General features: G+C 73.2%; 4 protein-coding genes and 1 pseudogene. 3 read left to right on the top strand and 2 right to left on the bottom strand.

Annotation, left to right across the window (positions count from 1 at the left end; genetic code table 11):
- The 3 genes and pseudogenes from KBY47_RS21715 to KBY47_RS21705 form a co-directional block, all read left to right on the top strand.
- Positions 1–495, top strand: a pseudogene (locus KBY47_RS21715) (hydrolase); the annotation flags it as partial.
- Between the two features lie 46 nt (positions 496–541).
- Positions 542–3,433 carry a BTAD domain-containing putative transcriptional regulator gene (locus tag KBY47_RS21710; protein WP_210923176.1) on the top strand — a complete coding sequence of 964 codons (2,892 nt, stop codon included), beginning with the start codon at positions 542–544 and terminating at the stop codon, positions 3,431–3,433.
- Between the two features lie 164 nt (positions 3,434–3,597).
- Positions 3,598–4,410, top strand: coding sequence for a hypothetical protein (locus KBY47_RS21705; RefSeq protein WP_210923175.1), 813 nt, complete (start codon positions 3,598–3,600; stop codon positions 4,408–4,410).
- Positions 4,411–4,421: 11 nt separating this feature from the next.
- Here KBY47_RS21705 and KBY47_RS21700 read toward each other — a convergent pair whose 3' ends face one another.
- Together KBY47_RS21700 and KBY47_RS21695 are read right to left on the bottom strand one after the other, a co-directional pair.
- Complete coding sequence (locus KBY47_RS21700) at positions 4,422–4,991, bottom strand: PH domain-containing protein (protein WP_210923174.1); 570 nt, start codon at positions 4,989–4,991, stop codon at positions 4,422–4,424.
- Between the two features lie 74 nt (positions 4,992–5,065).
- On the bottom strand, positions 5,066–11,542 hold the full coding sequence (locus tag KBY47_RS21695) for an RHS repeat-associated core domain-containing protein (protein WP_247695023.1): 6,477 nt from the start codon (positions 11,540–11,542) through the stop codon (positions 5,066–5,068).
- Positions 11,543–11,610 lie beyond the last annotated feature (68 nt).

Here is an 11,610-nt window from a genome sequence, read left to right as displayed (position 1 = left end):
ACCCCCACACCGAAGCCGACCCCCACCCCCACCCCCCAGACCGCTGCCCTCGTGGTCTCGAAGCTCGCCGCCAAGGAGCCGGGCCGGCACATCTGCTACCGGGCCTTCGTCGAGGGCGTCGGCTGGCAGGAGGTCGTGTGCGACGGCGCCACGGCCGGCGTGGTGGAGGGCGACCGGAAGATCCGGGCCCTCAACTTCGCGGTGTCCGGCACGCAAGGCACGGCGGCCAACGCCTACCGGCACGACAAGGGCTGGTGGCAGACCCCGTGGCCGAGCGCGGTCGACGGCACGGACCTCTACATCAACACCACCAAGAAGGACGCCCCGTACCTGCTGGGCTTCGCCATCAACGTCGGCGAGGGCGCCGTCTGCGCCAACGCCCATGTCCACTCCCAGGGATGGCACGGCCTGAAGTGCCACGAACCGGGCGGCTACGTCTTCGGCGGCACCCTGGACAACGAACTCTGGCTCAAGGCGGTCAGGTTCACGGTGTGAACAACGCAACACCGAACATCGCGGGACAGTCGCTAGGGTCCAAGCCGTGGAGGCCTTCGACCCCGCGGCGGGTCACCCGCCCTTACAGCCGCTGCGGTTCTCCGTGCTCGGGCCGCTGCGGGCCTGGCTCGGGGACACGGAACTGGCTCTCGGCTCACCCCAACAGCGCGCCGTGCTGGCCCTGTTGCTGCTGCGCCGCGGCCGGGCGGTGAGCCTGGACGACCTGGTCGACGGCGTCTGGGACGACGATCCACCCCCCGGCGCCGTCCCGGTGCTGCGCACGTACGTCTCGCGCCTGCGCAGGCTGCTGGAGCCCGACCGTGCGCCGGGGCGGCCGTCCCGGACGGTGGTGTCCCTCGGCGACGGGTACGCGCTGGGCGGGAGGGACACGGTCGCCAGCGATCTGGACCGGTTCGAGGACCAGGTGCACCGGGCCGGGCTGCGGCAGGCCGCGGGGGACCACCGCACCGCCGCCCAGCTGCTGCGCGCCGCGCTGGACCTGTGGCGCGGCACCCCGCTGGCCGGGGTGCCGGGGCCGTACGCCCGGTCCGAGCGGACCCGCCTCGAAGCCCGGCACCTGCACGTCCAGGAGGCGTGGCTGCGCGCCGAACTCGCTCTGGGCCGCCACAGCGCGGTGCTGCCGGACCTGGTGGCGCTGCGCGACGCGCATCCGTTGCGCGAGGACGTCTGCGAGCTGCTGATGCTCGCCCTGTACCGGTGTGAGCGGCAGGCCGAGGCGCTGGAGGTCTACGCGACCGCCCGCCGCACGTTGGTCGAGGAACTCGGCGTCGAACCGGGCCCGTCCCTGCGGGCCCTGCACGCCCGGGTACTGGCCGGGGACCCCGCCACCGACGACCTCCCGGCCACCGACGGCCCCCCGGCCGACGGGGAGCCAACGGACCCGGCGCCCCGGACGCCCGTGGTGTACACGTCCCAGCTGCCCGCCGACCTGCCGACGTTCACCGGGCGGCGGGCCGAACTGGACCGGGTGGCCAGGCTGCTGCCCGCCGAGGGGTGCCCGGACACCGCCGTGGTCGCCCTGGTCGACGGCATGGCGGGGGCGGGCAAGACCACCCTGGCCGTGCACTGGGCGCACCGGGTCGCCCACCGCTTCCCCGACGGCAGCCTCTTCGTCAATCTCCGCGGCCACGACCGGGAAGGCTCCCTGGACCCGGCCGACGCGCTCACGGTGTTCCTCGTCGCGCTCGGGACCGCCCCGGACTCCATCCCGGACGGCCTGGACGCGCGGGCCGCCCTCTACCGCAGCGTCCTCGCGGACCGCCGGGTCCTGATCGTCCTCGACAACGGCCGCGACGCGGACCAGGTACGGCCGCTGCTGCCCGGCACCGCGGGCTGTCTGACCATCGTCACCAGCCGCAACCGGCTGAGCGGACTGGTCGTCGGGCAGGGCGCCCACCCGTTCACCCTGGGCCTGCCGACGGCCGCCGAGGCCCGCGAGATGCTGACCCGCAGGCTGGGCGCGGCCCGGGTGGAGGCGGAACCGGAGGCCGCCGACGACATCGTCGGACTGTGCGCCCGGCTGCCGCTGACCCTGGCCGTCGTCGCCGCCCGCGCCGCGCACCACCCGGAGTTCCGCCTCACGGACATCGCCGGGGAGCTGAGGGAGAGCCACGGCAGTCTGGACGCGTTCACGGGCGGTGAGGTCGGCACCGACGTCCGCGCGGTCTTCTCCTGGTCGTACCGGGCGCTGCCCGAGGAGTCGGCGGGCCTGTTCCGGGTGCTGTCCCTGCACCCCGGCCCCGACATCGGCACGGCGGCGGCGAGCGCCCTGGCCGGTGTCCCCAGGAGCCGGGCGCGGGCCCTGCTCGCCGGGCTGACCGGGGCCAGCCTGCTCACCGAGCGGGCCCCGGGCCGCTTCGTCTTCCACGACCTGCTGCGCGCCTACGCCGCCGAGATCGCAGCCGCCGAGGACACCGGGGACCGGCGTCGGCAGGCGCTGCTGCGGATGCACGACCACTACCTCCACACCGCCCACCACGCGGCCTCCGCCCTCGACCCGCTCCGCCGGATGCTCCCGCCTCCCGGGGCCACGACGGACAGCGCGGCCCTGCGGTTCAACGACCGCAAGAACGCCACCGCCTGGCTGCGCACAGAGCGGTACGTCCTGCGGGCGGTCGTCGAGCACGCGGCCGCCCACGGCTTCCACGACCACGCCTGGCGCACGGCCTACGCCCTGGACGTGTACTTCAACCGCCTGGGCTTCTGGCAGGACCTGAAGGAGATCAACACCGTCGCGCTGGAGGCCGCGCGCGCCGTCGGGGACCTCACGGGCGAGGCGTACTCCCTGTGCGGGCTGGGTTTCGCCCACGCCCAGCTCCACCACGTGGGCGAGGCACTGGCGTCGCAGGAACGCGCCCTTGAGCTGTTCGAGAAGAGCGGCGACCTGCTCGGGCAGGCGCACACCCGCCGTGCCCTCGGCTACCGGGCGAACAGGACGGGGGCGTACGGGGTCGCCCTCGGCCACTACGACCGCGCGCGCGAGCTGTACCGGGCCGGGCACGACCCCGGTGGTGAGGCCAGCGTCCTCAACCAGGTCGCCTGGACGTACATCCTGATGGGCGAGCACGACCGGGCCCTGGAACGCTGTGAGCGGGGCATCGCGCTGTACCACGAGATCGGCGAGGCCTACGGCGAGGCGTCGACCCGGGACACCCTGGGCTACGCCCTGCACCAGCTCGGCCGGTACGAGGCGGCCGTCGGGTGCTTCGAGGCGTCGGCGGCGCTGTTCCGGGAGATCGGGGACCGCTACCTGGAGGCCGATGTACTGCGCCACCTGGGCGCCTCCTGCCGGGCCCTCGGCGACCTGGGCGCCGCCCGCGCGGCCTGGCGGGGCGCGCTCGCGCTGCTGGAGGAGGTCGCCCACCCGGAGGCCGACGACATGCGGGCGAGCCTGCGCGCGCTGGACGCCGGAGGTTGAACCGTCCGTCGCGGCGGCCCGTTGTCCCAGGTGTCAGCACCTTCGACGAGGAAACGAGGGGCACCGTGGCCGATGCCAACCCCCGCCCCCAGGACGGCGGACGGAGCGGGCCGTCGCTGGTCCAGAGGGTACGGGCGAGACGACGTGCGCGGCGGATGCTGCGGATGGAGCACGGGCCGGACGAGGGCCGCGGGCGGGCGCTGCTGGAGGGACTGCGGCGGCTGTGGCGGTGGCTGCGCGGGCGTGGAGGGGACGGCCCGGCCGCCGCGGCACCGGAGGCGGGCGGCCCGGCTCCGGCGGGGTACGGGGCGGGGCCCGCGGCCCAGTGGCCGACGGCCGGGCAGCAGCCGACCGCGCCACGCGAGTCCCGCCGCGAGTGGCGCGCCAACGAGAGGTTCGCCGGCCTCGGCTCCCGGATGCTGGAGCTGCGTGGCGCCGAACGGGAGGCCTTCGAGGACGCGGTGCTGCGCGCGCTGATGAAGCACAAGGAGAAGGACACGGCCCTGTGGAAGGCGTTCCAGCAGGGCCGGATGCCGGTGGCCGCGATGTACGCCAACAACGCCTACGGCAGGGAACTGCTCAGGGAGCAGAAGCCCCCCGCGGGGGAGGAGAAGGGCCGAGAGCGCGCTGCTCCCCAGCTGCCGCCCCTCGACATGACACCCGCGTTCAACCAGGACGGCGCCGTCGACAGGGCCCTGGACGCAGTCCCACGCAAGGCCGCCGCGTCGGACGTCGAACGGGGCAGACGGCCCGAGCGGTCGGAGCCGGTGAGCCGCTCCAGCAGTACGGCCCCCGGGGACCCCGCCCTCGTGAGCCCGCTCTCCACGTTCGCCGCGCCCGTCTCCCCGGTCGCCGACCCCAGGGGGCTCGTCTCACCGATGGGGAACTCCGCCTCCCCGGCCACCCCGAGCCACTCGCGGCCCGCTTCGGCGGCGGGCAGGAACGCGGCACCGGCACGGCGCGGGCCGTCCAAGTAGCGGCGGCGGCCCTACGCACCCCCGCCGAGCGCCATCCACACCCCGCCGACGGCCGCCGTCACCGCGCACAGGGCGAGGGCGGTGTCGCCGTACGGGGAGCGGGTCCAGTGGGTTCGCGGCGGCGCGGGGTGCGGCGCGGCGCCGGGGCCGTTCAGCCAGGCCGTGATGGTGCGCGCGGCCTGCTCGCTGGTGCCCTTGACACGGTCGACGAGGGAGCCGCCGAACGCGAAGGACGGGACGGGCTTGTCGCCGTCCAGGAGGTGCAGTTCCAGGGTGCCGTGGTCGTCCACGTCGGCCTTGGCGACGGCGGACCTCGGGAGGGTGTGGGTGCGCAGGGGGTTGACGACGACGAGGGAGTCCTCGCGCAGGACGACCTTGCAGGTGGCGATCCTGCCCAGGACCGCCACCAGCGCCAGGTAGACGGGGATGCCCTGCCAGCCGGTGCGGAAGCCGTTCACCGAGGTGACCTTCCAGACGGCCGCCAGCATGCCGATGCCGAGGGCCGTGCCGGCTATCGCGCACAGGACGGGCCAGGAACGGCGGCGGAGGACGGTTCGACCCGGTGGTGCTGGCTTCGTCATCGCTCGCTCTCTTCCGTTCCTGGCCCTCGGTGGTGCCTCAGGTTCTCATGTGCCTGCTCGGCGGCGGGCGGCCGCTAGCACCAGCCCGCCGACGCTCCCGGGCTGGCCGCGCCCACGCCGCAGAACGTGAGCGAGTTGCCGACGTTGAGGGTCATGTTGGCCTGGGTGGCGCCCCAGTCGACGGTCTTGCGGTAGCCGTAGATCGTGACGTTCTCCATCTCGGAGACCGTCTTGACCCGGGTCCGGCTGACGAAGGCCGAGCCCCGCCAGCTGCCCGCCAGGCCGCGGGCCACACCGCCGCCCGCGAGGGTCCAGGCCAGGCTCTTGCCCGCCGCGGCGTAGTTCCAGCTGCCGGTGGTCAGGCCGTCGCCGACGAAGGTCGTCCCCACGGCGACCACGCCCGCCACGGTGCAGACACCCGCCGACACCACCACGCACGTTCCGAAGGCCAGTCCTGGTATGACCCGGTTCTTCCATCCGTCCCAGGTGGTGAACGTGTCCTTCAGCCAGCCGCCCGTGCCGCGCGCCGCGCCCTTCAGCTTGCCCCAGAAGCCGTCGTCCTTCTTCGGCGCGGGACCGGGGTTGGGCGGCGGGACCGTCTTGAGCCAGCCCTTCGGGGCGGGCGTGGACGGCAGGCTGATGTTGCGGCGGCCGGGGATGCCGCCGAGGCCGGCGGGCTTGGTGTTGCCCTTGACCAGCGGGGGACGGCCGCCGCAGCGGCAGGCCCTGACCGGTCCCTCGGAGTTGCCGGGCTTCTTCTTGCCGGAGCTGACCGGAATGCCGCCCCGGCACGTGATGCCGTACTTCTGCGGCTCGTTGCACTCGGGGACGCCCAGACCGGACGGGTCGGCGACGGTCGCCGGGTTCTGGACGGCGTAGCTGTAGCCGTTGAGGGTCTGGCCGACGCCGGTCTGGAGGAGCGGGTCGACGCTGATGAACTGGCCGACCGCCGGGTCGTACTGGCGGGCGCCGACCGAGGTGAGGCCGGTGCCGGTGTCGGTGGTCTTGCCGAGGAACCCCTTGTCGTCGGGCCAGGCCGTGCCGGTGGTGCTGCCGCGCTGGGCGCCGAACGGCGTCAGGTAGCGGCGGGAGTACGCCTGGTCGGTGGCGTCGATGGCCAGGGCGGCGGTGCCGTGCTCGTCGGCGACCAGATAGCTGAGTTGGCTGGTCCCGCTCTCGTTGGAGCGGACGGCCACCGTCAGCTCGTCGGAGCCGTAGTGGCGCTGCGCCCAGGTGGTGCCGTCGGCGCGCAGGTGCAGCTCGGTCGCGCCCGCGTACAGGACGCGTTCGCCGTTCTGCGTGGCGCGGATCAGGAGGGTGCCGTCGGCGCCGTAGAGGTAGTCCGTGGTCGTCGCGTCCTCCGTCAGGCTCGCCAGCCTGTTCTCGTCCGACCAGACCAGGGACTGGCTGGCGGTGCCGTCGGGGCGGGTGGTGGTGTTGCCCGCGCTGTCGACGTCGTAGGCGCGGTCCGGGGCGGCGCAGTTCGCGGTCTTGCTGGTGCCGGTCAGGGCGTGCGGCTGGGCCGTCTTCTCGTAGCAGTAGGTCGTCGTGGTGGTGGCGGCGCCGGTGCGGGCGGTCTCCGTGGTGCGCTGGCCCGCGTCGTTGTAGGTGTAGCTGGTCCAGTACGGGGCCCGGCCGCCCAGGGCACTGGCGCTGCGGGTGTCGGAGCAGTTCTGGGAGGCGGGCGTCCAGGCCTCGGTCAGCCGGCGGTGGCCGTCATGGGTGAAGCACTGGGTCTCCGGTGCCGCGGTGCCGCCGAGGGTGCTGGTGTCGGCGACGGAGGTGACGTTGCCCGCCTGGTCGTAGGTGTAGAGGAGGTTCTGGAGCTTGTAGGGGTGCGTCTGGTCCGTGACGTGGCTGCCGAGGAGCCGTCCGGTGCCCTCCTCCCAGGTGTTGGTGATGTACGCCTTCTTGTGGGCCTCGGTGTTGGCGGTGCCGAGGACGACCTGCCGGGTCTCACCGACGGGGGAGTAGTCCACGTCGAGGAGGTAGCCGGTGCTGCCGCCCAGGGAGGTGAGCTGGCCGGTGCCGGTGTAGCCGTAGTCGACGATCTCCGAGGGGAGGCCGCCGAGCGCGGGTTCCCTGGCGCTCTGGAGGGTGCCGTCGATGTTGTAGTGCGTCTCGAACCGGACGGTGGCGGCGCCCGCCGCGGCGAGCGGGTCGGAGGCGGGCAGGGTCAGTTCGGTGGTGGTGGGGCGGGACATGCTGTCGTAGGCGGTGACGGTCTCGGTGTACGCCTTGCCCGCCTTGCCGCCGACGTAGCGGATGCTCGCGTCCGCCTCGCCCTTGAGGAGCCCGTCGTAGGTGTACGCGGTCAGCTGGTTGGCGTCGGTCTTCGAGCCCTTCCAGGTGCCGGTGGTGCGGCCGAGGGCGTCGTAGCCGGTGATGACGGACCGGCCCCGGGAGTCGGTGGTCTGCGTCGGCCGGTCCATCTTGTCGTAGGACAGCCTCGTCAGGCCCTTGTCGGGGTCGTCCGCGCTGGTCTTGCGGCCGAACAGGTCGTAGCCGTAGGTCCACTTGGCGCCGTCGGGGCCGGTGACCCCGGTCTGCATGTCGTCCAGCGTGTACGTGAACCGGGTGCTGGTGTACGAGGCCGTGCCCGCGCCGCCGCCGAACTGGGGGTCGGCCGGGCTCGTTCCCGCGTACTCGCGGGTCTCCACCGTCCGGTCGCGGACGTCGGTGATGGTGCGGGTCGCGGAGCCGCCCCGCACGGCGCTGCTGGCGGTGGAGTCACCGGTGTGGGTCGTGGTCGTCGACCACTTCTTCACCCCGTACACGTACAGGGTGCTGCTGACGGCCCGTTCCGCGCCGTCGTAGACCGTCTCGGTCTGCCGGGGCGCCTCGCCGTACTCCTCACGGGTGTAGGTGCCGTTGGGGGCGCTGGCGCTGTCGAAGATGTCCTCGTACTTCTCGTACTCCAGGCCGCGGGTGTCGTAGCGGATGTCGGTGAGGATGCGGCCGCCGACCGGGGTCGGGGACTGGGTCTGGATCGGGCGCATCATCGAGTCGTAGAACTCGTAGCTGGTGTTGTACGTCTCGCCGTCCCGCTTGAGGGTCGAGGTGGAGACGTACGACGGTTCGGTGGCGCTGATGCGGTACGCGTACGTGGTGTTCGCGCTGTAGCCCGCGGCCTTGTTGCGGTTGGGCTGCCAGACCGCGGTGAGCCGCCCGAGGGCGTCGTAGGCGGTCTCGGTCTTCTTCAGGTTGGCGTCGTACACGCGCAGTTCCTGGCCGTGCCGGTGGTCCAGGAAGCTGGTGACCTTGTGGCCGAGGGGGTCGGTGACGATCGTCTTGGTCAGCGGGCCCGCGGTGGCGGGCGTGTAGGCGGTGCTGGTGGTGTGGCCTTCGGCGTCGGTGACGTCGACGGCCCGGCCCAGGGCGTCGTACGTGGTGGTCGCCGTCCGCTGCCAGCCGGCGGCCGGGCGCAGGCCGTCGGAGCCCGCGCTGGCCGCGTAGCCGGAGACGCGGCCGGTCCAGGTGGCGTCGCCCTTGACCGGGGTCTGGGACGCCGACCAGGTGGTGGCGGCCGGGTCGTCGTAGACGGTGGCGGTGTCGCTGAGGACGTCGCCGCGGGCCGCCGGGGTCGCCGGGAGGTCCAGGGCGCTGTCGGCCGCCGAGCAGGACTGGCCGACGGTACGGGTCCGGGAGACCAGGTCGGTGATCCCGGCCGCGGCGTTGCGGGCGTACCAGGTGCGGGTGCAGGTCTGGTCGCCGCCCTTGCCGACCTCGCCGGAGTCGTCGGCCGTGACCGGCATGCCGTAGTCGTCGTAGGTCGTGGCGACCGAGCGGGCCCGCCAGGTGCCCGAGGCGGTCAGGTAGGTGTGGGTGGTGGACTTCCCGGAGCGGACGTAGCGGGCCACGTGGTCGGCGGCGTCGGGCGCGCTCTGGCGTGCCGTCTCCTTCGACCACGGGTCGTTGATCTCCACCGTGATCGGCGTGGCGCCGTCGTAGGTGACGTGCTCGCGGCGCGTGCCCGCGTACTGGTCGCTGTCGGTGATGCTCGCCACCCCGATCGACGGGGACGCCAGCGGGGCGAGGGAGACGGAGCGGGTGGTGCCGTCCTTCTTCCTGTCGCCGTGCATGCCCTGCATGTAGAGGGAGACGGTCTTGGAGCGGGTGGTGTGCGCGGCGCCGGTGAGGACGGTGACCTCGCGGTAGCCGCGCCAGCCGGACCAGGTGCGCTCCGCCTTGGGGGTGAGCGGGTCGTCGTTGTAGTGCCAGGCGGCGCCCTTGTAGTCGTAGGCGTACTCGACGGCGTCGTTGTGCCCGGCCGGGTCGGAGACCACGACGGCCAGCACCCGGTACTTGTGGAACCAGTCCACCGACGCCTCGGAGGAGCCGTTGATGTTCCAGTACCTCGGGTAGCAGGAGCGGGTGTTGGTGTCCTCGGCGGCGCCCGTCACCTCGCTGCGCACGCACTCCGGCGAGGAGAGGGTGACCGTGGTGATCGAGCCGGTCTCGGAGGTGACGGTGGAGATCCGGGGGCGGGTCAGCGGCAGGATGTCGTCGGTGCCGTCGACCCGGTTCTCCCGCCACTGGTAGGTGAACGTGATCGGGTTGAGGGCGATGGCGGTGTCACCGGCCTTGGCGGTGCGGCGGATCGACTTCAGCGTCAGCACGTGGTCGGAGGTGTCGCCGATGTCACCGCCGTCCTGGTACTCCTGAGTGAGCGCCCAGGAGTCCACCGGGTCGTAGGCGCCGGTGGCGGCGTTCCAGGAGTGGGTGGCGACGCTCGTCAGCCGCTTGCGGGAGAAGAACGAGGGGCCGGAGGCCAGGCAGTCGGTGTCCCCGTCGGTGCAGATCGCGTCGAAGGGCACGTCGGGCCAGTTCCTGGCGGTGTCCTTGGTCAGCGACGAGCAGTCGGCGGCGGTGCAGCGCTCGGCGTGGCCGAAGGTCACCTTGGCGTCGGCGTCGTCGGTGAACAGCGCGCCCTTGCGCAGCCCGTACTTGATCTCCTTGAGGTAACCGCCGCGCGTGTAGGCCGCGTTGGCGGTGGTCGCCTTGTTCTTCTTGTAGTGGTTCGTCTCCTTCGCGTACCAGTAGGTCGCGGCGTTGCCGTGGGTGTCCTCGACGTAGTCCAGGTTCCACCGCCAGGCCTGGGTCGCCGCCCGGTCGGCGAAGGCGTCGCCGTTGCCGTAGCCGGGTTCGCCGGAGTCGTCGCCGAAGACGGGGACCGTCCAGGTGGACCCGGTGCGCTGGTCGGTGGCGCCGTCGAGCTTGTCGAGGCCGAAGACGTACTTGGTGCCGTCGCCGGTGATGACGGTCCAGTGCTCGCCGTTGCCGTCGCCGTTGTCGGCGCCCGTGGAACGGGTCACCACGGAGGCGTCGTCGTTCTCCAGCCGCCAGGTGCTGTCCCAGGTGCCGGACACCTTCACCAGACGGCTGGCCTTGCCGTTCAGGACGAGCTGGGCGTTGTCGTACTTCCAGCAGGTGTCGAAGACGTCCTTGTGGCCGTCGTCGTCGCAGGCGTTGTAGGAGCGCTCGATGTACGACTCGGTGACGCTGAAGCCCTCACCGACCGCGCTGCCCTGGTTGTTGGTGGCGGCGGTGCGGCCGTCGACGCTGCCCGAGTCGTAGCCGAGGGACAGCTCCGGGGTGGGTCCGGCAGCGGCGGGCGGCATGTTGAAGTCGTGGCTCCAGGAGAAGGTGCCGGAGTTGTCGCCCGCCTCCCAGGACGAGGACTCCGACAGCTCGGTGGCCGAGTAGTCGCCGGAGCCCGAGGGGGACTCGCCCGCGCCCGGGTCGGTCGCGGTCACCGCGAACACCGAGGCCCCGGCCGAGGCCGCGCCGGTCAGCTGCGCCGAGGGGCCGTCGGTGCCACCGGTCAGGGTGACGGTGGCGCTGACGGACTGGCCGGCGAGGTCGTTGTGCGACGGCAGTGGGGTGGCGGTGCGGCACGCGGCCTCGTCCGGGGTCTCGAGGACACAGGACGGCAGGCTCACCAGGCGCAGCCGGGAGCCCCAGCCGCCGCCGACGGCCGAGGCGAAGCCGCCGTAGTCGACGCTGAGCCGGGCCTTGCCGGACCGGTCGGCCTCCGCCGTGAGAAGGACGCCGGTGACGCCCGCGGCGCGCGCGGTCCTCTGGTCGAGGACCGTGACGCGTGCCGTGGTGCCGGGGTCGGCGGCGCGGGCGCCCTTGGCGGGCGCGAGGGTGACGGGGAGGCCGCCGGGGCGGGCCTCGGCACGTTCGGCCGCATGGAGTTCGAGGCGGGCGTCGCCCTGGCCGGGCCAGGTCACCGTCTGTTCGGTGCGGGCCCGGCGGGTGCGTTCGGCGTCCGCCTTCTTGCCCTTGGCGACCTTGGCGCGGGCCTTCTCGGCGCCGGGCCCGTCGACCTCCCTGACCTTGCTGACGCGCTGCTCGGGCAGGTCGGGGCGGCCCAGCGCCCGCTGCGCCGCCTCGGCGGCCGGGGCGACCAGACCGGTGGGGACGAGGACGGACAGCGCCAGGACGGCCACGGTCGCGGTGCGGCCCCGCCTTCCCCGGCCCCGTCTTCCCTCGTCCCGTCTTCCCCTATCCCGTGCCCTGCTTGATGTGCCTATGCCAAATGCCATGTCGCCAGCCCCTGCCCCGTAGTCCGTGAAAGTCAGCTCGTGGTGCGTGCGGCGCCGCCACCGCTCAG

The organism is Streptomyces sp. B93 (assembly GCF_018070565.1).
In the GTDB taxonomy this organism is placed as follows: Bacteria; Actinomycetota; Actinomycetes; order Streptomycetales; family Streptomycetaceae; genus Streptomyces.
Note: the sequence above shows the minus strand (reverse complement) of the source record. Positions and strands in the feature narration are given on the sequence as shown.

Bases quoted from the DNA above. Each gene is read 5' to 3' on its own strand.
- KBY47_RS21695 (WP_247695023.1), bottom strand. From the start codon at position 11,542: ATGGCATTTGGCATAGGCACATCAAGCAGGGCACGGGATAGGGGAAGA.
- KBY47_RS21700 (WP_210923174.1), bottom strand. From the start codon at position 4,991: ATGACGAAGCCAGCACCACCGGGTCGAACCGTCCTCCGCCGCCGTTCC.
- KBY47_RS21705 (WP_210923175.1), top strand. From the start codon at position 3,598: ATGGAGCACGGGCCGGACGAGGGCCGCGGGCGGGCGCTGCTGGAGGGA.